We start from the raw sequence: 21539 nt of genomic DNA on the forward strand, positions 1-21539 counted from the left end.
GGACGGGGTGGACACCGAATTCCTGGGCGATTTCGTTCAGGGTTTTCACTCCGTGAATGGCCTCAAGTGCCACCTTGGCCTTGAAGTCGCTACTGAAACTCTTGCGTTTCCTTTGGCTCATTTACTTGCTCCTCTTTTGTGCAAGTTACCAACTTAAACCGCTGTCTAAAAACTGGGGTCCGCTATATACAAACCGTGGCGTTCTGCCCTCCCCCCATGCCTGCAAATACTTTGATTATTAAAGTTCTTTGTGCACAACAAACAGAAAAAGGAAAAGCGACGGGCGGGCGTCGGCTTTCTACCGACATTGCACCCCTACGGGGTTGGCGGAGCACCAATTTCGCAGTCCCGGAGGGACGGCATGTTGGTAGAAACGGGTATCTCCCCCATTTGCTCTAAGCCCCGACATGTCGGGGCGACATATAGGTAGATCGAAATTACAATGTTGGTCGGATTTTATGCGGTCGTATACGGCTCCTCCGGAACCGGATGGGGTGGTGATGGGCGTCGGTTTGCAACCGACATTGCACCCCTACGGGGTTTGCGGAGTGCCAATTTCGAAGTCCCGGAGGGACGGCATATCGGTAGAAACGGGAATTACAACGTTCGCCGGGGTTTATGCGGGAGGTTCAGAAGGTTTCCGTGATTCAGGGAATGCTCCATGGATCGACGATATCGACGGAGCAACCGCTGAAGTCGGTGATATTCCTTGTCACAAGAACAAGGTTATGCACTGTGGCCGTTGCGGCGATAAGCGCATCGATAACCGAAAGAGGCTGGCCGTTTTTTTCGGAGGTACCAAGCATGTCCCCCCACATCAGCGCAATAGCATCGGTAACAGGAAGTACTCTTTCCGCAAATCGGACTTCGAGTTCATCTTTGAGCCATAGTGTCAACTGTGACTTTTTTTTGCCGGCAGAGAGCCGGGAGATGCCCTTCTGTATTTCACCAAGTGTCAGGACACTCAGGTAAAGATCGAACTCGTTTCGGGACTCGATCCACTGAATCATCCCCTTATCCGGAACCGGACGCACCAGTTCGGAGATAACGCAGGTATCGAGGAGAAAACTCACAGCTCGACCTCCCGACCGGCATCCTTTCTTCTTTCAAGATCGAGCGTTACCCCTTGCAACGGAGAACGACGAAAGAACTCCGTGAGCGTCTCCTGCTTTTTCATCAGATTACGGTAATCCTTCATCGAAAGCAGCACGGCCTCGGCTTTTCCGTGTCTGGTGATGGCTTGCGGCCCTGCCTCCTGCGCTTTGCGGACAAGATCGCTGAAATGGTTTTTCGCTTTCTGTATCTGCCAGTTTTCCATATTGTACGCTCCTTCTCGAATTCTGTCCATTATAGCCAGAAATATACAATTTCCGGATCCATCCTGAAACTCCGGATTTTCTCTGCAAACAAAAAGAGGATATTCTGACCTGCCCGTCAGGCAAGCAGCGTGAAGAGCGGCGAGCGGGCGGCTTTTTTATCGAAAGTGAGCAGCGTATCGCTGCTGCAGGTCTGGGTGGCGTAGTGCGCAATGAACAGATCTGCAAGGTCGCACCGGCTTTTGCGTGCATCGGAAACAAAAGCCCGGACTGCCGGTTGGCGATCGAACTCGATAACGGGCAATAACAGGAGTTGTTCCAGGGCATCGAGCAGATCATTGCGGGAAACTGCATATGCCGATTCGAGCACCCAGAGCAGCTCGAGAACAACGGGAGCGGGCACAAGAAAAGCCTCCCCGTTTTCTTCGGCCTCCCTGAACAGGCGATAGACCCTCTCTGCCTGGGTTTTGTCGTCTTTTACAAGAAAACGAACCAGGATATTGGTGTCAAGCGCTTTCATCGATTTGTCCGCCTGAATGGCTTGTAACTTTTTTCCCGATAGCCTCGTTCATCTCTTCGACCGATAACGGCTTTTGTGCAGGATTGAACAGCCAGCCGAAAACATCGTCCACACTTTTCTTGATGGGCCTGAGGATGATGACTCCCTCTTTTTCGAGCACAAACTCGATCCTGTCTCCGGTATGCAGGTCGAAAGCATCCCTCACTTTCTTGGGGATCGTCACCTGTCCCTTTCCGGTCATGGTTGCAATAGGCATTGTTTTTCCTTACCTGATATTTTTTTCTGACCTGTCAGTAAGGAATAATACAAAAAAACCGCAACAGGTTCCCCGGCCATCAGAAACCTGTGCCGCGCCTGCGGAGCCGGATTGGGGGGTATGCATCGGTTTTCTACCGATATTGCACCCCTGCGGGGTTTGCGGAGTGCCAATTTCGAAGTCCCGGAGGGACGGCATATCGGTAGAAAAGGTATCTCCCCCATTTCCTCTATGCCCTGTAAGGGCGATATATCGGTAGATCGGAATTACAACGTTCACCGGGTATCAACAAACGCATCAACCAGCAGCAACCCTTGCGGCAAGCGAGCGATCCATGCCCCTATAATCATCGAGAAAAAACCGGTTCATGAGCGTTCCCGCGACACCGCCCAGCAGCCCCGTAAACTGCTCGGTGTTAAGGAAACGGGTGCTTCCGTCCGGCTCTTCGGATAGCGAAAAGCAGTGCTCGGCCCGCAATATGCGGAAGGGCAGGGTGAAGCTCCAGCAGAGCCTTTCTCCGGGCCGGAACGTCTCCACGATCACCGGCACCCAGAGCGGGGGAAGCGTTCCGACTTTCAAGCGGATGCGGATCGTTCCGCCCGGCTCCGGCGCTCCCCTGACGGCCGTGACGAGCGGGTTCCAGCCGGAATAGGCCTCCATGTCGAGAAGCACGCGCCATACGTCGTCGGGCGGAACGGGGATGGTTATTTCAGTACGGATATCCGCCATTGGAGGAATCGTTTTCGGAAGCTTTTCAGGTTGTTTCGTTGTTAGGGAAATTAATACAAATTTTTCCTCCCATGTGCGGACGATTCGCGTTTTTCGAACTCCTGCGCTTCCTCGACGAGCTGCGGGAAACCGGCTTTCCCTACGAAAGGAATGAGCACTACCACTTCATGCCGGGCTACAACATCGCGCCGGAGAGCACCATAACCGTGCTGCTCGGCGACGAAGGCACGAATCTGCTCTCGAACGCGCACTGGGGATTGATTCCCCACTGGGCCGATAGCATGCCGAAGGTGCGCCCCATCAACGCCCGCGCCGAAAGCCTCGGCATGAAACCCTACTTCCGACACATGCTCAACCGCCGCCACTGCCTCATCCCGGCAAGCGGATTTTACGAGTGGAGCGCCGAGCGGAACGGAAGTGACAAGTGCAGCGCTGAGCGGAACGCGAGTGACAAGTGGCGCGAACAGCGAAACGCGAGTGCCAAGCATCCATGGTTCATCCACCGCTCGGACGGCCGACCGATGGCGCTGGCCGGACTCTGGGATATCTGGCAGCCGCCGGATCCCGAAAAACCGCCGCTCACCTCATGCACCATCATCACCACCGCTGCGAACCCTCAGATGCGCGCCATACACGACCGCATGCCGGTGATCCTCGAACCGGAAACATGGAAGCCGTGGCTGGAACCGGAAAAAGACGCATCAGTCGAACTGCTGAAACCGGCAGCCGAAGGGATTCTGGAACTACACCGCGTCTCGCGCAAAATCAATAACCCGCAGTATATACGGAAGGATTGCATCGAACCTTTGGCTGATGAATAAATCTTTTGCGAGCCATGATACCTGCGTTGGATGGTATCCAGAAATCCTCATAAAGAAAATAGTTATGCTTCCTTTTTGAATAACCGTTGCATTTTTTTACATTTACTTCCCCTGAACGGTATGGCGAAGTGGCCGAGTGGTTAGGCAGAGGTCTGCAAAACCTTGTACAGCGGTTCGAATCCGCTCTTCGCCTCAAAAAAAAGCAGCTGCACATTGCGGCTGCTTTTTTTTTGCTTACAGAGACGCGGCACCCCTTATCCTATCCTCTCCGATCCGGTGATGATGGCGTCCACGAGCTTTTCGATGGTGGCCTGGTCCATGAGCACGGGAATGTTCAGGCAGATGCTGCTGCGCAGCATGGCGCCGGTTTTCGGCCAGAGCGTTTCGAGATCGACGTCACGATAGCGCTCGAACTCGGGAAGCAGGTGGCTCCAGACGCCGGCGAAGTGCCAGTCGAGCGCTTCGGGCAGGATTTTGGTGCCGAAGCCGCGTTCCATGAGATGCGCTTCGAACTGCAGGGCCGCCTCGCGATTGCGCACGCGGAAGATCAGCGTGTCGCCCTGCGAGCCCTCCTCGTCCGAAAAGGGCCGAAGGGTGATGTTACCGAGATGGCGTATGGCCTCCTTGATTTTTCTCTTGTTCTCCTTCGTGCGCGAAAGAATCAGGTCGATCTTGCCGAGCTGCGCCAGGCCGATGGCCGCCGTCACCTCGCTGAGGCGCAGGTTGAGCCCCTTGGCCCTGCGCGGGTCCTTGCCGCGCGGCAGACCCTCCAGGTGCATGTGGCCATGGTCGGAGAACTCGGCCGCACGATCGTACACCTCCCTGTCGTTGGTGACGATGATACCGCCCTCGCCGGTGTGCATGGTCTTGCCCGCATCGAACGAGAAGGAGCCTACCCGTCCGATAGTGCCGAGCTTGCGTCCCTTGTAGGAGGCTCCCAGCGCCTGCGCCGCATCCTCGATGAGCATGATATTGCGCCGCTCGCAGATGGCCGCAAGCTCGTCCATTTTCGGCGGGGCCCACATGGGGATGGCCACCACAGCTTTCGTTGCGGGTGTGATTGCTTTTTCCACCTCTGCCGGATCGAGGTGGTAGGTCTCGTCGAGCTCGACCGGAACCGGCACCGCGCCGAGCGCGCTGATGGCCTCGACCGGGGCGATGAAGGTCCATGCTGTGGTGATCACCTCGTCGCCGGGCCCGATGCCCGCACCGGCAAGCGCGCAGTGGATGGCCGCCGTGCCGGAGGAGACCGCATGGGCGTACTTCACGCCCATGTACCGGGCGAACCGCTCCTCGAACTCCCTTGCCTTGTAGTTGCCTCCGCCGTAGCGGTAGAGATTGACCTTTTCTCCGCTGAAAAGATCCTGTATTTCGGCCAGCTCCTCGCGGCCTATGAGTTCTGCTCCTGCCATTTTTTTTGTTTTGGTACGTTACGTGAGGGTATCTCTCTGTATCTGTTACACGGTCAAGTTTTTTACACTCGCGCCCGATATGTCGGAGCTTGATACTCGCGCCCCGATGTTTCGGGGCTTGGCACTCGCGCCCGATATGTCGGAGCTTGATACTCGCGCCCCGATGTTTCGGGGCTTGGCACTCGCGCCCCGATGTTTCGGGGCTTGGCACTCGCGCCCTGATATGTCTGGGCTTGATACTCGCGCCCCAGACCGCCGGATTATTGTCACAGTCCCGATTGCCGTCAGGTCAGATTGTAGATCACATGCCTTGCGGAATCCTCGTTGAACTCCACCGGGTTGCCGGCAAACGATCCTTTCAGGGCCGCCGAGGCGTTCCTTGCGAATTCGGGGGCGTTGCCCTTGCCGTAGCCGTAAGGCGCAAGGGTTGGTATCTGCAGCTGCCGGTAGAGATCGTCCATTTCAGCCAGCAGCTCATGGGTGACCTCCCTGGCCGACGGAGAGGAGCGCATGGGGTTGAGAAGCGCGTATTTTTCGTAGCCCCGGTCGAAGTTGTAGCGCATGACCTCCTTGAGGAAGATCGCGCCGGCCAGACCGTGCGGCACCTTGTGCTTCACGCCGAGATAGTAGGCAAACCCGTTGGTCGGGCCGTCGCCCGAGTTCATGAGCGCCGCCGTGCCACAGATGCTGCCGATGGCCAGATCGAGCCGCGATTCCGCCCGGTCGAGCTGCCCCTGCCGGAGCGCGTAGAAGGTGCGCTGGAACCCCTCGATGGAAAAAATCCGGCTCAGCGGGGTGTGCTTCAGCGAACCGAAGCTGTCGATGCAGTGCACCAGGCTGTCCATGGCCGTGGCGATCACGCTTTCCATCGGGGCTGTCATGGAGAGGCGGGGATCGACCACGGTTTTACGGGGGAAGTTGCGGCGGCTGTTGATGCCGAGCTTGCGCCCTTCGGCCTCATCGATGAACACCGCATTGAAACTGACCTCCGCTCCGCTGCCGAGCAGCGAGGGCACCGTCACGAGCGGTACGGGATCCGAGACATCCTGCGGGAACCCTTTCAGGGAGAGCGCGGGCACATGGTTCGTCAGGAGCAGGGCGACGCCCTTGCCGAGATCGAGCGAGCTTCCCCCGCCGATGGCCACAATGCCGTCGGGCGCATTGCTGCGGAAAAACCCGGCCACATCCTCCAGATGGGCGTAGGTCGGCTCCCCTCTGAACTCGTTGCAGTAGAGCACATGAGCACCGAAGCGGCCGGTAAGCCCTTTGAGCACATCCTGAAAATAGAGGCTGGAAGCAAGATTGGCATCGTAGATGATGCCCGGTTTTTTCATGCCGGTCTGCCGGACATACTCCTGCAGGTTGAGGGCTTCACTGACTCCGATCACCAGATCGGTGGATAGAAAAAATTGCATAGGTATTGATGCTATGGGTTCCGAGGTCCTGATTCCTGGTCTGCCAGGTTTTTCTTGAACATATAAAACTCAATTAAATCGATTTCCTCCAGACTGTCAATCTCCCATGTCTGCCAGAACTCCATTTCATAGACGGAAAGCCGGTTTCCGATGCGGTTTCCGCACATTCTGAGCACCTCGGGAGTGACCAGATAGATGGAACCGTTCTCGATATACTGCGGCACCCTTTCCTGGCGCATGCCCCTGTTGCGGAAATCGAAATTCACGCTCTCCCAGCCTTGCACACGGCGCTCCCACAGGGTTAGATCGTCGAGCCGGGTAACGGAAATCAGCGAATCCGCCCCTTCGGATTCGAAGCGTTCTATAGCCCGGTCGATATCCCCCGGCTTGCGCAGGGGCGAGGTGGCCTGGAGAAACACCACCAGACCGACTTGAACGGCATGCTCCCGTTCAAGCACTTCGACGGCGTGCAGCAGGGCCGATTCCGACGAAGCCCTGTCGCCGGAGAGCTCCGCCGGGCGCCGGATAACCCCGGCGCCGTAACGCCCGGCTACCTCCGCGATTTCGGGATCGTCGGTCGAAACGAACACCCGATCGACCCGCCGCGACTGGCGCGCCTGCATGATACTCCAGGCCAGAAGCGGACGACCCGCAACCGGATAGATGTTTTTTCCCTTGAGCCCTTTGGAACCTCCCCTTGCGGGAATGATGGCGATATTGTGCACTCCCTTCTCCTTCATGATACCGTTGGCAACTCCGTTTATCCGTCTATGACCGTCCTGCAGACGTCGGCGATGCGCCGCGCAGCCGACTTGTTCTGAACCGGTGTGAGCGCCCTGAGCTCCTCGGGAGAAAGCCCGCAGTGCACGGTTTTGTTCAGGGCGGAACCTACAAAAATGGTCGAGGAAAACTGCGCTATCAGCATGCGTGAATTGGCGATCATCTCCTCGGTCTTCCCTTCGGCAAACACCATGCTTTCAGGTGCCCAGTTCCTGATTTCCCGCACCGCCCTCGGGGCATTCTCATTGGGATGGAGTTTGAAAATCAACTGATGCCCATCCGCCATTTCGAGATACTTTTCGATATTTTTCCTGCGATTCTCGTAAATGAAAGTCTCCCGGTTGTCGGAGGTGCATACCAGCACGAAATCGCGGTATTCGAAGTCGTTGTGGAGGTACTGTTCGCAGTTGTCGAAATTCGGAATGCTGGTTACCACTATCTTGTCGGGGTTGACCCCCTTGCGGATAAACAGATCTCGATATCCCTCGCTTGCCACGCAGAACTTTTCGTACAGATCGCTTAGCCCGGTAGTAGCAGTGCCGGCAACCCAGCGAGGCACCCAGCGAAAGTTTCGGGCAAGATGGTAGAGCACTGTTTCCGGTTCGGTCATCCCCTCCTGAACCAAAACGATTTTCTTTCTCCGGATCTCCTTCGGTACGATCAGGTCGGTGCAGGTAACCACAAGATCGTAATCACGACCCGTTCTGCGTGTATCGAGCTGCAGGTCATGATCGAGAAGATACTGAAGCGCCCTGCCTGAGCGTTTCTTACCGAGAATCGTGAATTCCAGAAGGCCCATGCCGCTTGCCACTCCAAGCAGGCCGTCACTGAAAAACGGGGAAAAGTAACGGTCGTAATCGCCCAGGCACTCCGAAATCTGGTGCATCTGGGTGGTCTGGTTCATCGAACCGCAGATAAACAGAATCTTCTTCTTCATGAGCATGCCCTCTGAGGGAGGCACCTTCGGCTATCTCGTTGCACAGGATAAAAATACTTCGAACAAAAATATAAAAAAGCCGTTAACATCGCAGCCATACCGGTCGCGTTCGACAAGATTCCTGAAAATCCTCCGGATGACCGTCGGATTCGCCGACCGGAACATGAGGCTGTGAAATGAACCAAACCATCACAAAATCCACATTTTTTTGATCTATCAGGAACTTTATTTAACAAAGAATCATTTTTGAAAAAGAATGACCATCGCACTGAAGCACACTCCCTCCCCCAGCCGTTCGACTGTTACACCATTACATGACAAACAGATTTTTCCGCATGCACAGGTCAGTACCTGAATTCGACAGATCGCTTTTTCGTCAATTTCTGAACATACTTTTCCAAGGAGCGAAACTATGGCTGCAAAAAAAAGAGAACCGCTGGATTTGCTGGACGAAATGTACTCGCTGGGTTACTGGATGACGGGTTCTTTGAAAAAAACCAATGAACTTGTCCTCGGAACCTATCGGCAGGTCGACTCCGACACTCCTGAAATCGAGGTATTCAAAACATTCAGGGACGTTTATTACGAGCGTTTCGGTCTGGATGGTGCGACATCCCAACCGGAAACGTCCCGTTATCCCGATGAAAACCTGCTGATCCTGCTGCGCCAGCAGGAGACGGACAGAAAACTCTCGGTTCTGCTTTCGGAGGTATGCGGCCTGAAACACCGGACCATATCGATTGTACTGGGCAAACCGCTCAATACGGTACGCTTGTGGTTATCCTCGGGGAGAAAATCGATGATCGACGGATTGATGGTTTTACTGACCTGCCTTGAACCGGCCTTGAGTTGCTGAACATCATCCTCACGTTTCAAGGTCCTCCTGACGCTCCGCATCGCCGAGATGTACCCCGGAAAGAAACATGATCCCGTAACCGAAAGCATACCAGAGCACCTCCTTGAAACGCCGCAGCAGCACGAATGCCGCCCCGTCGGCCGCAAAATCATGTATGCCGATCGCCTGAAAAAACAGCAGATAACCGAGATCCTGCACCCCGAGTCCCGAAGGGATGAAGAAAAACAGCGAGCGAAGCATGGCAAGCGCTATGTCGATGGCGAAAACCTGGTAAAAGGAGATCTCGACCCCAAGCAGGGAGAGTATGATGTAACTCTCGGCCGTAAGCATAAACCATGCGACAACATAGTAAAACATCGCCAGCAGACGCCCTCCGGAAGGCGAACCCCGGTAACTGTTCAGCGCCTGATCGGTATCGAGAAAACCGGACTCCTTTTCGAGCAGCCACTCCTTGACCCGCCTGAAGGGCACAAGCATCAGAAACCGATGCAGCTGTCCGGCTACCCTTCCGTTCAGGAGCAGCAGGAGAAAGAGCATGAATAAAAGAAAAACTGCCAGACCGCTGACAAGCATCAACAGTCCAAGACCGTCAAACCCGATCACCCTGCCTGAAACCGTCTGCAGAAAACCGTAACCAGCCAGTGCGCCAAGCAGGGTATAAAGACCCTGCGCAGCACCGAGCATGAGCTTGCGCACCGCAACACTCGCCACTGATTCGGGAACGGGAAGACCTATAAAGCGCTTGCAGAGATACGGCCTGAGCGGTTCGCCGACCGCCACTCCCGCAGGCAGCGTCATCGAAACGGTTTCGGCAATGAGCTGTATTCTCAGGAGAGGGAAAAAGGGTATTTGCGTTACGCCGGGCGGAAACACCTTTATCCACGCGAAGGTCTCCACCACATGCAGCACGAGAAAGGGAGCGAGTATCAGCACCGATGAAAAGCCTATCGAAAAGATTCTTTCGAAAGCCCCCTGCAGATCGATCTGGCTGAAAAGGTAGACAATAAGGGAAATACCAAGCAGAAGACCGGCATATCCCGGCACTTTATTGCTTTTATTTTGCTTCAACTGCATAAAACGGGTAAAAAGAGACATAAAAGATACCATAAAGTACCAGACACTCTTTGCAAAGATAATATTGTATCGTTAATTATTTGTTCAATCGTTTCGAACCTTCCTGTTTAGTTCTTTCGGACAACTCTATCTTTCCGGCAATTTCGGGCACATCTCCTTTCGACCGAAGTCCCGGTTCGTCGCATCGCGAGCAGGCCGAAACTGCCGTCAGAAGAAATAAACAAGGACTGGCTCAGGCCCCTTGCTTCAGGTATCCTTAAGAATAACAATGGCGCTCTATGGGACTTATCAACTCCGATTTTCATACGTTACCTGAACTTTTCTCTTCCGTGTTCAGCCACTTCCGCCACCAGAAAGAGAAATTTCCGATTGCAAGAAAGATCAACGGAGAGTATCAGCCGATTCCATACGAATCCCTGGAACAGGATATGCACCATCTTGCGGCATATCTGAGGGAGAACGGCATTGCCGAGCACGACAGGGTTGCCATTCTCTCGGAAAACCGACCGGGGTGGTATCTTGCCGACATGGCCATTCTCACTATCGGAGCGATCGATGTACCGCTCTACCCCTCCCTGCCTCCCAACCAGATCGAATACATCCTGAAAAACTGCAGCGCAAAAGGCATTGTAGTTTCAAACATGCTGCAGCTCGGCAAGATTCTCTCCATCTGGCAGAACCTGCCCGACCTGAACCTGGTCATCGTACTGAACCGTCTTGAGGAGCCGATAGAGGACGTTATCGACCTGAACCACGTCAAGGAGACGGGTAAAAAAATCCTTGAGGATAAACCCTGGACTCTCGACGGCATCAGGGTGGAACCGGAGGATGTGGCCACCATCATCTACACCTCGGGCACGACCGGCCTGCCGAAAGGAGTGATGCTCACGCACCGGAACCTCTGCGAAAACGTGAAAAGCTGCTCAACCGTCATGCGGCTCGACGAAACCGACTGCAGCCTCTCGTTTCTGCCGCTCTCCCACGCCTACGAGCGGACAGGCGGTTACTATCTGCTCTTTGCCTGCGGCTCGGCGATCTATCTGGCGGAAAGCATCGAAACCATATCGCTCAACATCTCCGAAGCGAAACCGACCATCATCTTTACGGTGCCGAGGCTCTTCGACCGGATGAAAACGAACATGCTCAAGCAGATCGGCAACGAAAGCGCCCTGAAACAGAAAATCTTCCACTGGGCCGTCAAAACCGGAGAGGAGTACCACCGCGAGATGAACAGAAACGACAGGGTTTCGATGGCTCTATCGATACAGCACGGGCTGGCCGACAAGCTCGTCTACCACAAGATCCGCAAAAAGTTCGGCGGGCGCCTGCGTTACTTCGTTTCGGGTGGCGCCGCCCTCCCCCAGAAAATCGGAGAGTTCTTCCAGGCGCTGGGCATCAACATTCTCGAAGGGTTCGGGCTGACGGAAACATCACCGGTCACCAACGTCAACCGCCCTGAAAAGATCAAGTTCGGCACCGTGGGGCCTGCAGTGGCCAATGTGCAGATAAAGATAGCCGAGGACGGGGAGATACTGATCAAGGGTCCCAACATCATGAAGGGATACTGGCAGGATGAGGCCGCTACAGCCGAAGTCATCAGGGACGGCTGGTTCTACAGCGGCGATATCGGCGAAATCGACCGGAACGGCTACCTGAAAATAACCGACAGGAAAAAACACATCATCGTCACCTCCGGCGGCAAGAACATCGCCCCGCAGCCGATAGAAAACCTCATCACCGAAAGCCCCTTTGTCGATCAGGTGATCGTAATAGGCGAAAAACGCCCCTTCCTTATCGCCGTCATCGTGCCCGACTTTGCAAAGCTCAACGAGTATGCCGCGCAGAACTCGATTTCGGCAAAAAACAACAGAGAGCTGATCGAACACAAAGCCGTGCAGCAGATTTACGAAAAGCTTATGCGCACCATCTCCCGCCAGCTCGCGACTCATGAAAAAGTGCGCAAGTTCCTTTTGATCGAAGAGGCCTTCAGCATCGAGAAGGGCGACATGACCCCGACCATGAAGCTGAAACGCAAGACCATAACGGAGAAATACGCACGGGAGATCGACAAGGTATACAGCGCCCTGAACATGGTGTACAACACCGAATGAGTTGCGGCGACAATCCCCCTCTGTACCGATAAGCCTTCTGCTGCGCCGCCGCTCCGAAGACCTCCGTGGCGGTTCCCCCCCGCACTGAACCACCACATGAAAATCCAGTCGGACACCGGAGAGCACGACACGCTGGAATTCCGACCTTTCTGTACTATTTTACGCTATTACGTTCAGTTTATCGCACGAATCCCCGAACCCATGCAGCCTGAAATAGCAATACGCAAAGCCGGACCAGCCGACGCCACGGCAATTGCCTCGATTCTGGAAAAGACCGGATGGTTTCCGCATTTCAACGACGACACCCTGGAGCGAAACGCCGAACGCATCGGCACCGCTCTTGAAAACGACTACGCCGGAACGGAGAGCCATTCGGCCTACATTGCAGAAACCGGCGAAGGGCTCGTTGCGGGATACGTTACCGTACAATGGCTCCCCTATCTCTTTCTGCCGGCTCCCGAAGGGTATGTATCGGAAATCTTCGTGGACGAACGCTACCGGGGAGAGGGTATCGGAAAGGCGCTGCTCGATGCCGTGCGGCAGGAGGCGAACGGGAAGGGGTGTTCCCGCCTCATGCTCTGCAACAGCCGGACCCGCCACTCCTACAAGCGGGAGTTCTACCAGAAACTCGGATGGGAGGAACGGGAAACCGTAGCCAACTTCATCCTCAGGCTCTGAGCGGTTGCCGGCTGTGTTGCATTAAGCATGCGTATCTCTGGTCAATTACACGATAAACCTGATCGACAATGGCAACTATCGAAGAGTACTCCGGGGGTACCATCCTTGCGGGGATAGGAAAAACGCTCATGTATTTCGATGCTGTGGCCGGAAGTGTGCCACGGGATGAAAAATTCCACCATATCCTCCACAAAATCGATGCATTCGAACCCCTTATCCTTACCCTCGGACAGGCTATGGAGTATATCCGGCGGGCAGAAGCCATAGCGATCGGCGAGAGGGTCTGCAGGGTTCTCCATCCCGATTCGGTCTGCAGCGAATCGGTGTTTCTCGACGATCTCGCCGTTGCAATGGTTCGTGCCGGAAAGGCAAAAAATGCCGATGCCGAAGATGCCCGAAAAAGCCTGGAAAAAAGTTCGGGCCGTCCCCTCATCATATCGAGGGTTTCAGGGAAACATCAGGAAATATGCCCCTCCGTACCGTCGGAATGCGTCTACTGGCAAGCCGAAAAAAAAGGGATGCGCTGCCTGAAACGCAAAGCGTGATCACTCCCTGATCCTCAGCACCCGCCCTTTCCCGTTCGCGCTCTCAACCTCATCGACGAGCCCGTCGCGGACAAGGCCGTCGACGATCTCCCGGAATCCCCAGGGGCAATCGCCGTAACGCTCCCCGATCTCTTCGAGCAGCAGCTGCTCCGAAGCCACAAGCTCCCTGAGCAGCCTGCCGCGATACCAGCGTTTCGAACCCTGGAATTTCGACTGCCTCGTCTGCGGCCGGATACCGGTTGTGCGGCTGGTGAGGCATAGCGACCCGTAATCCATGAGCGCGTTGTGCCAGTCGCGGCTGCGCCCCGGCGGCAGAAGCTGCTCGGCGGCGGCCTGCATCTGTCGCTTCGTGGTGTCTTCCGGCAGGGCGAATTCGTGGATGATGATGCGCCGGATGTTGGTGTCTACGGCGGCGAGGTCGAGGTTGTCGGCAAATACCGGAATGGAACGGCAGGTGTAGTCGCCGATGCCGGGCAGGGTTTTCAGTTCGGCGGGATCGGCGGGGACCTCGCCCCCGAAACGCTCCATCACGGCCCGAGCGCAGCTCTGCAGGCGCTGACCGCGGGAGTTGTAGCCGAGACCGCTCCAGAGCGCGAGCACATCGCGGAGCGAAGAGGAGGCAAGCGTTGCCATGTCGGGAAAGCGCTCCATCCAGAGCCCGTATTTTTGAGCCACACGTTCGGCCTGTGTCTGCTGCAGCATGATTTCGCTTACCATGACGGCATACCGGTCGCAGGTCTGCCGCCAGGGAAAACTGCGGCGGTTGTCGTCGTAGAAATCGAAAATCTTCCGCCGGAAAATATCTATCCGATCGCGATGAAGGAGATCCGTATTCAAGAGAGCGCCTTTCGTTTAAACGGTGAAAAAGCGGTCGGCGACGATAGCTCCCTTTTCGTCGCGCCTGAGCAGTGCTGCCTCGTTGAAGGGGTCGTGAGCGAAAAAGAGCAGCTCTCCCTGCTCGTGCATCCGGATGAGCAGTGCGGTTTTCTCGTCGATCTGCGTGAGCGGCTCGACGTCGAAGCCCATAACCCACGGAAGCGGCAGATGCGCCGAAGAGGGCACGAGATCGCCTCCATGCACCAGAGTCCGCACGCCGTCGCTTATGCGTACAAGCTGCTGCCCCCTGGTGTGTCCGTTGCTGACCAGCACCTCGATGCCCCCAAAGAGTTCGGCAGGGCCATCGAGCAGCTCCACCTCCGAAAGCCGGCTGAACGCATCGACGAAAGCCGCCGAGTAGCTGACCTTCTCCTTCAGGTTGGGGTGTCTGGCCGAGATGTAGTTCTCTTTCTGAACGTAATGGCGCGCACCGGTAAAAACCGGTTCAAGGCCATCTCCCGCCGGCCTGAATGCACCGCCCAGATGGTCGAAGTGCAGATGGGTGTAGATGACGTCGGTTATATCCTCCGGCGTGAGACCGTGATTGGCCAGTTCCGTTTCGAGCCTGAAGTCCGAAAGGCGGTAGATCGAGCGGAGCTTCTGGCTCCATGCCGTGCCCATGCCCGTATCGACAAGGATATGACGCCCGTTTCCGGAAATCAGGAGCCCCCTGGTCTTGAGCATGACCCGGTTGAGCTCGTCGGAAGGGGTGAGTTTTTCCCACATGACCTTCGGCACGACGCCGAACATGGAGCCGCCGTCAAGCGCGAAATCCTGCAGGTCGAGAGAATGGAGCCGATAGTCGCCAATCTGCATCATAGGTATGTTGTGCCTGTTTGTCGAGCGCCCTGAAATGACCACCAGTCAGCATTGCGGGCCGTGAATCGCTTTCCTGCAATGTATGGCGCCGGTGGCAATATTCACAAAACCGCCGGATATTTTTCCTGCCGTGGCGTAACCCGCAGATTCGCATCTATGCGGCTCGCCGCTTCCGGGCGGAAAAAAGAGCGGCAGAAAAAAAGAATGGAAACCCGAAAGGGGGGAAAACGAAGAAAAGAACCCTCAGGCTGTCCTGAAGGAGGATAACCATGAAATGAAAAAAAGCCGGACAGGTGAAGAGCCGGCAGACAGGGAATATCTGCCGGCTCTCCTGCTGTTTTTCTCAGGCCTTTACCGCAGACTTGCGCTCTTTGACCTTGAGTGCGGCCTTGCCGGTACGCTTGCGCAGATAGAAGAGTTTTGCCCTTCTTGCCTTGCCGTGCTTGAGCACGGTAACGCTTTCGACGTTCGGGGAGTTGACCGGAATGATCCTCTCGACACCGACGCCGTGCGAAATCTTGCGAACCGTAATGGTTTTTGAGCCGCCGGCACCGCGATCGCTGATGACGACGCCTTCAAAAGCCTGCAGACGCTCTTTTTCGCCTTCGATAACCTTCAGCTGGATCCTTACGGTATCACCGGGATTGATCTCCGGAAAATCGATTTTGCTCTGCGTGGCTTCAACTAACTGAATTAACTGATCCATTTTTCGACAACTATTTACGTTATTTTTTCTCTTACTCTTCAAAAACCTTTTTTTCAAGCAGGTCCGGCCGTCTTTCGAGCGTCCTCTGCAGGGCGTTTTCATGACGCCATTTCTCGATGTTGCGGTGATGCCCCGTCATGAGAACATCCGGAACCTTCATACCTCTGAACTCCGCAGGCCTCGTATAGTATACGCAATCGAGCATTCCGGTCTGAAAGGAGTCGGTCAGTGCGGACTCTCCGTCACCGATCACGCCCGGTATAAGCCTCAGAACCGCATCCATGATCAGAAGCGCAGGTATTTCGCCTCCCGAAACCACAACATCACCTACCGAAACCTCCATTGTGACCAGCTTCTGGCGGATCCTCTCGTCCACCGCCTTGTAATGGCCACAGAGCAGCATGAGGTTTTTCGTGCGCGAAAGCCGGTTCGCCAGAGGCTGATCGAACGGCTTTCCATCCGGAGTGGGAAAGATAACCGCATCATACTCTCTGTGGGCAAGCAGTTTTTCGATACACGCAAAAACCGGTTCGGGACGAAGCACCATGCCGGCTCCCCCGCCGAACGGGGTATCGTCAACCTGCTTGTACCGCCCGAGACCGTAATCATGCAGATTGTGCACATGAATTTCCGCATACTGCTTCTTCATTGCTATCGCGAGCAGGCCGTTTGCAAGCGGCGAGTCGAAAAAGCCGGGAATAACGGAAATCACATCAATCCGTAAAGGGTCCATCATGGCCAGGGGACGTCAGCTCCCGTTTAGGAACAACCTGTTACAAAAACTCTTCAAACCTCGGTACAACCATCAGGCCTCTTCGGGTATCTATCTCTTCGATAAACTCCTCGATGGCCGGGAGCAGCACGATTCTGCCGCCGCTCATGGTGACCTCGTAAACCTCATGGGCAGGCATGCTGAGCACATCGGTGACCACTCCGGCCTCTGTGCCGCTCCCGTCGATCACCTTCAGTCCCGTCAGCTCATGCAGATATGCACGACCTTCCGGCATTGCCTGCAGTTCCTTCTCGCCGATATAGAGGTTCATGCCGCAAATGGCCTCGGCCTCTTCACGACTTTCGATACCTTCAAAAAACAGCCACGCGAAGCCCCTGGAGAGCGAGGCGCGGACAACGTTGCGGAGCACCGTTTCGCCGTCCGTTTTGCCTACATGGTATGCCTTGCGCGAAAGAAACCGCTCGGGATAATCGGTGACAGGCATAACCTTCACTTCGCCTTTCAAGCCTTTCGGCTTGAGTACGATGCCCGTCCTGTAGAGATCCATCCCCTGAAAACCCGACCCCGAAGGGCTCAGGCTTGGCTGCCGCTCGCTTCGGCGGCTTTTTTAGCCTGACGACGACGGGTTTTGACGGCAATGCGCTTCACGCGTCTTTCGGCCTGGTTCTGCTGCCACTTTTCCATCTCGGCGGTAATATCCTCTTCGCTGCGGCCAAGTTTACGGAGCCTCAGCTCGTGGAGAAGACCTGTCGAACGGATAAGGCTGCGTACGGTATCGGTCGGCTGCGCTCCGGTCTGCATCCAGTAGGAAACACGGTCTTTCTTGATGGTGACGGCATGCGGTTTCGCTGTAGGCTGGTAGTGCCCTACAACTTCCAGAAACTTGCCGTCCCTCGGTGCACGCGAGTCGGCAGCGACGATCTGGTAAAACGGCATTTTCTTTCTTCCGGCTCTTTTAAGTCTGATCTTTACCAATGCTTCAATAGTTTAGTTGATGGTAACTACAAATATACGTTATCGCTTTAAAAACTTGTCGAGCGCAAGATTCTGCGAGGTGATCTTTCTGCCGGACTGCGACAGCTTCGATACCGATCGCATCATCTTTTTCATCTCTCCGAACTGCTTCAACAGAAGGTTCACGTCCTGAACCCTGGTGCCGCTGCCTTTGGCTATGCGCTGTCGGCGGCTTCCGTTGATGATTTCGGGATTCTCCTTTTCCTGCCGGGTCATCGAATTGATCATCGCCTCGATAGGCCTGAAATCGAGATTGTCGATCTCCTGTTTCGGAACCATCTTGTTGAGGCCCGGAACCATTTCGATAAGTCCCTGAATGGAACCCATTTTCTTGAGCTGCTGCAGCTGATCGAAAAAATCGTTCAGATCGAACTCATTTTTCATGAGTTTCTTCTGCATCTGCATGGTTTTCTCGATGTCGAGCGTCTCCTGGGCCTTCTCGACAAAGCTGACGATATCGCCCATGCCGAGAATCCTCTGGGCCATACGGTCAGGGTAGAAGAGGTCGAGGTCGTCGATCTTTTCGCCGATGCTGATGAACTTGATGGGCTTTTCAACGACCTGCCTGATGGAGAGGGCCGCGCCTCCGCGGGCGTCGCCGTCGAGCTTGGTGAGCACGACACCGTCGAAGTCGAGCCGCTCGTTGAATTCGCGGGCCGTATTGACGGCTTCCTGACCCATCATGGAGTCGACGACGAAAAGCAGTTCATCCGGCTTGAGCGCATGCTTGAGCGCTTCGGCCTCGGCCATCATTTTCTCGTCGATCTGCAGCCGTCCGGCGGTATCGACGATAAGCACATCCTTCGCACCCGCACGAGCGGCATCGAGGCCCTGCATGGCGGCCTGCATGGCGTCCTGCGCCTCTATGGAAAAAACAGGAACGTCAACCTGCTCGCCGAGGGTTTTAAGCTGATCGATCGCAGCCGGACGGTAGACGTCGGCGGCGACCAGCATGGGGTTTTTGCCGTTCTTCTTGAGTCTTTTGGCCAGCTTGGCGCAGAAGGTTGTTTTGCCCGAACCCTGAAGGCCCGCAACCATGATGATGGCCGGAAGCTTTTTTGGCGCGAGGTTCAGCGGCCTGTTTTCGCCGCCCATCAGCTCGGTCAGTTCGTCACTGACGATCTTGACGATCATCTGGGCCGGTGAAACGCTCCTGATAACCTCTTCGCCGAGGGATTTTTCCCTGATATCCTCAACGAGCTTTTTGGCAACCTTGTAGTTGACGTCCGCACCGAGCAGCGCCCTCTTGATATCGCGCATGGCGATACCGATGTTGATTTCGTTTATGGTTGCCTGACCCGCAAGTTTCTTGAAGGCAAGCTCTAATTTATCACTGAGACTGTCGAACATGAGCGTATCTGCTTTTTAAGATAAAGCTTAAAAATGATTAGCTTTAATTATAACAAAAATTCGCAGAAAATAAAATCATCGCATCTTCACTTTGCGCTTATTCCGGAATTTAACGCTATTTTTATTACCTGTACACAATTTAACCCATGCCGGGGAAACCTGCAGCAGGGCTGCAGGCTCCTACAGGGCCGGCCGGAACTGAAGAAGACCGCCGGGCAACGCGCGAAGACAGCAATGAAAAACAGGCAAGCATATGTACGCTCTCCCGATTGAAAAGATCATCGAATCGTTCAGGCGGCTGAAAATCGCCGTCGTCGGCGATGTCATGCTCGACAAATATATTTTCGGCCATGTTTCGCGCATTTCGCCGGAGTACCCCGTTCCTGTGGTCGATGTCACCCACGAGGATCATCGTCTCGGCGGCGCAGCCAACGTGGCTCGCAATACGCTCTCGCTCGGGGCAGAAACCTTTCTGATCGGGGTGACCGGGTCAGATGCCGGACGGGAGATGCTTGCCGACCTTTTCAGAAGCCACGGCCTTCCGGCCGATTATCTGGTCAGCGACGCATCGCGACCAACCACCTGCAAGACAAGGATCCTGTCGCAGAACCATCACATCACCAGAGTTGACATCGAAAGCCGGACTCCCGTAGACTCGGAAATCGAAAAGCTGATCGCCGGAAAACTGCGTGAAATTGCCGGTTCGATCGACGCGGTCATTCTGGAAGATTACAACAAGGGGCTCCTGACGCCCTCCCTTATCCGCGAAATTATCGGCATTGCGCGGGATCACGATCTTCCGGTGCTTGTCGATCCGAAGCTGCAGGGTTTCTTCGCCTATCAGGGCAGCACGGTTTTCAAGCCCAATCTTTCGGAACTGGCCTCCTCTCTCGGCATGGTGGTGCACAATAGCGATTTCGAGGTCGAAGCGGCCTGCCTCCTGCTCGAGGAAAAGCTCGATACGGAAAACATTGTCGTGACGAGAAGCGAAAAGGGCATGACCATTTTCAACGGAGAGTTCACCCATATTCCTTCGGCCTCGGTCGAGGTTGCCGATGTTTCAGGCGCGGGCGATACCGTGATCGCCGTTCTTGCCCTTGGAACGGCCGCCGGGCTCGATATCGTCACCAGTGCGGAGATCGCGAACCTGGCCGCAGGAACCGTCTGTCAGGAGGTCGGCGCGGTCCCTGTAAAGGCCGAAAGGCTCCTCAGAGCCTGGACGGAACATCTCAGATGATGCAGAGATGCTCCTCTATCTCCTCCGGGTAGGGCGGATTGTAGGCGGTGCTGACCAGGAGGTTTCTCATGTTCTGCAGCGAGTAGAAGGGCACTTCGAACATGGCCGTATTGCTGACGGGGGAGGGCACGTCGCTTCCGGGGTTGACATGCATGACAAAGGTTATATGCACACTCTGGCTGTCGGTCGGAGAAAAAATCCATAATCCCCTGCAGTGGCGCACCCTGTGGTACTGCGGGTTCGGCGGCAGGTAGTCGGGCTCTCCGGTCATCGTAACGGCTACGGCGTGATCGCCGGCCTGGGCAAGTCCCGTCCGGACAATCATCTCCCTCTTCTGCAGCGGCCAGGGCGCATTGATGACCTGGCGCACCACATACTCGAGGCAATCGTTTTTTTCGAGAACATCCATACCCGCAAGCTGGTGCACCCAGCGGTGGTAGTTTGCGGTATCGTAAAAAAGGCTTATCAGCTTTCTGAAGGTTACCGGAAATTCCGTTTCCCCCTTGAATCCCAGAACATCGGAGTTTTTGACTTTCGAGGAAAAAATCCGGATCCCCTTGTGCTCTACGCGAAAATCCCAGTTTGCCTGCAGCGCCGACTGAACATCCATATAGCAGAAACGTTAAGTGTAAAAAAAAGCACACCTGCTTTTGAAGACGAATCTTTTGCTCAAAGAGCTATTCGGAAATGAAATCCTCATAGTTCTGGACGATATCACCCGGCGAGTTTTTGAAGGGCGCTTCGACAGGTGTCCTGTATTTCTCTCTTTTTGCCATCTCGCGCATGTTGTTCAGGGTATGATAGGGGGTATCGATAACCGCGATATTGGCAAGCCATGCGGGAATCTCTCCGCCCGGTTCGATATGGAGCCTGAAAACGACCCTGCACGAACTGTCGGAGAGCGGCAGGATATTCCATGCGCCTTCAAGCTGCATAACCCTCACGTACTTGTCGTTCAGGGGAAGAAAATCGGGCACGGCCTCCAGCTTGATGAAAACCTCGGAGGTCTCGGGATCGGTATACCCCTGGGAACGGGTGATGATTTCACGATCGGAAATCGGCCAGGGCGCGCTGACAAGCTGATAGACGATCCGTCCGTCGTCGCCCTCTTCGGAGAGCTCCCTGAGCAGACGCATCTCCCTGGTTTTCCAGACCCACTCCGTTGCGGCTTCGATATCGTAGAGCAGACTGAGCACCGCATGCTGTGGGGCGTCGATTTCGGCAACGCCGACGAAAGAGAGAAAATCGGAGGTCGGAACCGGGCAGGTAAAAATCTTGAGCCAGTCGTTTTTCAGACGAAGGGCGCAGGTACTGCTGTTTATTTTTTCGAGCAGGGACATGGCGGTATTGTTTT

26 protein-coding genes, 1 tRNA gene and 1 pseudogene are annotated in these 21539 nt (G+C 55.2%); 8 read left to right on the forward strand and 20 right to left on the reverse strand.

The window, feature by feature from the left end; all coding sequences use genetic code 11:
- The 6 genes and pseudogenes from K9G39_RS04645 to K9G39_RS04670 all read right to left on the reverse strand — a co-directional run.
- Window positions 1–121: pseudogene (locus K9G39_RS04645) on the reverse strand (IS3 family transposase); the annotation flags it as partial.
- 526 nt (window positions 122–647) lie between these two features.
- Entirely contained in the window at window positions 648–1073 is a 426-nt protein-coding gene (locus K9G39_RS04650; RefSeq protein WP_292003771.1) for a type II toxin-antitoxin system VapC family toxin, read from the reverse strand.
- Window positions 1070–1318, reverse strand: a complete 249-nt coding sequence (locus K9G39_RS04655) for a type II toxin-antitoxin system Phd/YefM family antitoxin (RefSeq protein WP_292003772.1) — start codon at window positions 1316–1318, stop codon at window positions 1070–1072. The genes K9G39_RS04650 and K9G39_RS04655 overlap by 4 nt, the downstream gene beginning before the upstream one ends.
- Before the next feature lie 116 nt (window positions 1319–1434).
- A complete protein-coding gene (locus tag K9G39_RS04660; RefSeq protein ID WP_292003773.1) occupies window positions 1435–1836 on the reverse strand; it encodes a PIN domain-containing protein in 402 nt (133 codons plus the stop codon).
- Complete coding sequence (locus tag K9G39_RS04665; RefSeq protein ID WP_292003774.1) at window positions 1823–2092, reverse strand: AbrB/MazE/SpoVT family DNA-binding domain-containing protein; 270 nt, start codon at window positions 2090–2092, stop codon at window positions 1823–1825. Before K9G39_RS04665 ends, K9G39_RS04660 begins: the two co-directional genes overlap by 14 nt.
- 297 nt (window positions 2093–2389) lie before the next feature.
- Window positions 2390–2821: an SRPBCC domain-containing protein gene (locus K9G39_RS04670; RefSeq protein WP_292003775.1), complete on the reverse strand. Its 432-nt coding sequence runs from the start codon at window positions 2819–2821 to the stop codon at window positions 2390–2392.
- A gap of 71 nt (window positions 2822–2892) precedes the next feature.
- Here K9G39_RS04670 and K9G39_RS04675 point away from each other — a divergent pair, with 71 nt between their 5' ends.
- Both K9G39_RS04675 and K9G39_RS04680 read left to right on the forward strand, forming a co-directional pair.
- Window positions 2893–3642: an SOS response-associated peptidase gene (locus K9G39_RS04675; RefSeq protein WP_292003776.1), complete on the forward strand. Its 750-nt coding sequence runs from the start codon at window positions 2893–2895 to the stop codon at window positions 3640–3642.
- A 122-nt stretch (window positions 3643–3764) separates the two neighbouring features.
- Window positions 3765–3835 (forward strand) — tRNA-Cys (locus tag K9G39_RS04680).
- 61 nt (window positions 3836–3896) lie between these two features.
- Here the strand turns inward: K9G39_RS04680 and K9G39_RS04685 are convergent.
- The 4 genes from K9G39_RS04685 to K9G39_RS04700 all read right to left on the reverse strand — a co-directional run bounded on the left by K9G39_RS04685 (window position 3897) and on the right by K9G39_RS04700 (window position 8186).
- The gene (locus K9G39_RS04685) at window positions 3897–5054 is read right to left on the reverse strand and encodes a DegT/DnrJ/EryC1/StrS family aminotransferase (RefSeq protein ID WP_292003777.1); all 1158 of its coding nucleotides are present in this window, start codon (window positions 5052–5054) and stop codon (window positions 3897–3899) included.
- 284 nt (window positions 5055–5338) lie between these two features.
- The gene (locus K9G39_RS04690; protein WP_292003778.1) at window positions 5339–6469 is read right to left on the reverse strand and encodes an iron-containing alcohol dehydrogenase; all 1131 of its coding nucleotides are present in this window, start codon (window positions 6467–6469) and stop codon (window positions 5339–5341) included.
- 11 nt (window positions 6470–6480) lie between these two features.
- Complete coding sequence (locus K9G39_RS04695) at window positions 6481–7209, reverse strand: acylneuraminate cytidylyltransferase family protein (protein WP_292003779.1); 729 nt, start codon at window positions 7207–7209, stop codon at window positions 6481–6483.
- Window positions 7210–7229: 20 nt separating this feature from the next.
- The gene (locus K9G39_RS04700; protein ID WP_292003780.1) at window positions 7230–8186 is read right to left on the reverse strand and encodes a hypothetical protein; all 957 of its coding nucleotides are present in this window, start codon (window positions 8184–8186) and stop codon (window positions 7230–7232) included.
- Between K9G39_RS04700 and K9G39_RS04705 the strand changes: the two genes are divergently transcribed.
- Together K9G39_RS04705 and K9G39_RS04710 are read left to right on the forward strand one after the other, a co-directional pair.
- On the forward strand, window positions 8185–8361 hold the full coding sequence (locus tag K9G39_RS04705) for a hypothetical protein (protein ID WP_292003781.1): 177 nt from the start codon (window positions 8185–8187) through the stop codon (window positions 8359–8361). The two genes, K9G39_RS04700 and K9G39_RS04705, sit on opposite strands and share 2 nt — an antisense overlap.
- Window positions 8362–8598: 237 nt before the next feature.
- Window positions 8599–9042, forward strand: coding sequence for an RNA polymerase subunit sigma-24 (locus K9G39_RS04710; RefSeq protein WP_292003782.1), 444 nt, complete (start codon window positions 8599–8601; stop codon window positions 9040–9042).
- A 9-nt stretch (window positions 9043–9051) separates the two neighbouring features.
- Here K9G39_RS04710 and K9G39_RS04715 read toward each other — a convergent pair whose 3' ends face one another.
- Window positions 9052–10116 carry a lysylphosphatidylglycerol synthase transmembrane domain-containing protein gene (locus K9G39_RS04715; protein WP_292003783.1) on the reverse strand — a complete coding sequence of 355 codons (1065 nt, stop codon included), beginning with the start codon at window positions 10114–10116 and terminating at the stop codon, window positions 9052–9054.
- Window positions 10117–10394: 278 nt separating this feature from the next.
- Here K9G39_RS04715 and K9G39_RS04720 point away from each other — a divergent pair, with 278 nt between their 5' ends.
- The 3 genes from K9G39_RS04720 to K9G39_RS04730 all read left to right on the forward strand — a co-directional run bounded on the left by K9G39_RS04720 (window position 10395) and on the right by K9G39_RS04730 (window position 13450).
- A complete protein-coding gene (locus K9G39_RS04720; protein ID WP_292003784.1) occupies window positions 10395–12227 on the forward strand; it encodes a long-chain fatty acid--CoA ligase in 1833 nt (610 codons plus the stop codon).
- A 96-nt stretch (window positions 12228–12323) separates the two neighbouring features.
- Window positions 12324–12905, forward strand: coding sequence for a GNAT family N-acetyltransferase (locus K9G39_RS04725; protein ID WP_292003785.1), 582 nt, complete (start codon window positions 12324–12326; stop codon window positions 12903–12905).
- A 68-nt stretch (window positions 12906–12973) separates the two neighbouring features.
- Window positions 12974–13450, forward strand: a complete 477-nt coding sequence (locus K9G39_RS04730) for a hypothetical protein (RefSeq protein WP_292003786.1) — start codon at window positions 12974–12976, stop codon at window positions 13448–13450.
- Here the strand turns inward: K9G39_RS04730 and K9G39_RS04735 are convergent, their stop codons facing one another.
- The 7 genes from K9G39_RS04735 to ffh all read right to left on the reverse strand — a co-directional run bounded on the left by K9G39_RS04735 (window position 13451) and on the right by ffh (window position 18948).
- Window positions 13451–14287 (reverse strand): Fe-S cluster assembly protein HesB, encoded by an 837-nt coding sequence (locus tag K9G39_RS04735; protein WP_292003787.1) that lies wholly within the window; start codon window positions 14285–14287, stop codon window positions 13451–13453.
- Between the two features lie 15 nt (window positions 14288–14302).
- The gene (locus K9G39_RS04740; RefSeq protein ID WP_292003788.1) at window positions 14303–15145 is read right to left on the reverse strand and encodes an MBL fold metallo-hydrolase; all 843 of its coding nucleotides are present in this window, start codon (window positions 15143–15145) and stop codon (window positions 14303–14305) included.
- 343 nt (window positions 15146–15488) lie between these two features.
- Window positions 15489–15851, reverse strand: coding sequence for a 50S ribosomal protein L19 (gene rplS, locus K9G39_RS04745; RefSeq protein WP_292003789.1), 363 nt, complete (start codon window positions 15849–15851; stop codon window positions 15489–15491).
- Window positions 15852–15882: 31 nt separating this feature from the next.
- Window positions 15883–16584, reverse strand: a complete 702-nt coding sequence (trmD, locus tag K9G39_RS04750; RefSeq protein ID WP_292003868.1) for a tRNA (guanosine(37)-N1)-methyltransferase TrmD — start codon at window positions 16582–16584, stop codon at window positions 15883–15885.
- A gap of 40 nt (window positions 16585–16624) precedes the next feature.
- The gene (gene rimM / locus K9G39_RS04755; protein ID WP_292003790.1) at window positions 16625–17131 is read right to left on the reverse strand and encodes a ribosome maturation factor RimM; all 507 of its coding nucleotides are present in this window, start codon (window positions 17129–17131) and stop codon (window positions 16625–16627) included.
- A 26-nt stretch (window positions 17132–17157) separates the two neighbouring features.
- The gene (gene rpsP / locus K9G39_RS04760; RefSeq protein ID WP_292003791.1) at window positions 17158–17559 is read right to left on the reverse strand and encodes a 30S ribosomal protein S16; all 402 of its coding nucleotides are present in this window, start codon (window positions 17557–17559) and stop codon (window positions 17158–17160) included.
- Between the two features lie 39 nt (window positions 17560–17598).
- Window positions 17599–18948 carry a signal recognition particle protein gene (ffh, locus tag K9G39_RS04765; RefSeq protein WP_292003792.1) on the reverse strand — a complete coding sequence of 450 codons (1350 nt, stop codon included), beginning with the start codon at window positions 18946–18948 and terminating at the stop codon, window positions 17599–17601.
- Between the two features lie 253 nt (window positions 18949–19201).
- Here ffh and rfaE1 point away from each other — a divergent pair, with 253 nt between their 5' ends.
- Window positions 19202–20185 carry a D-glycero-beta-D-manno-heptose-7-phosphate kinase gene (gene rfaE1, locus K9G39_RS04770; RefSeq protein WP_292003793.1) on the forward strand — a complete coding sequence of 328 codons (984 nt, stop codon included), beginning with the start codon at window positions 19202–19204 and terminating at the stop codon, window positions 20183–20185.
- On the opposite strand, the gene K9G39_RS04775 is transcribed toward rfaE1, so the two are convergent.
- Together K9G39_RS04775 and K9G39_RS04780 are read right to left on the reverse strand one after the other, a co-directional pair.
- Entirely contained in the window at window positions 20178–20795 is a 618-nt protein-coding gene (locus tag K9G39_RS04775) for an START domain-containing protein (RefSeq protein ID WP_292003794.1), read from the reverse strand. The two genes, rfaE1 and K9G39_RS04775, sit on opposite strands and share 8 nt — an antisense overlap.
- A 67-nt stretch (window positions 20796–20862) precedes the next feature.
- Window positions 20863–21525 carry an START domain-containing protein gene (locus K9G39_RS04780; protein ID WP_292003795.1) on the reverse strand — a complete coding sequence of 221 codons (663 nt, stop codon included), beginning with the start codon at window positions 21523–21525 and terminating at the stop codon, window positions 20863–20865.
- Window positions 21526–21539 lie beyond the last annotated feature (14 nt).

Origin of the sequence: Chlorobium sp. (assembly GCF_021740465.1) — a bacterium.
Taxonomy (GTDB): domain Bacteria; phylum Bacteroidota; class Chlorobiia; order Chlorobiales; family Chlorobiaceae; genus Chlorobium.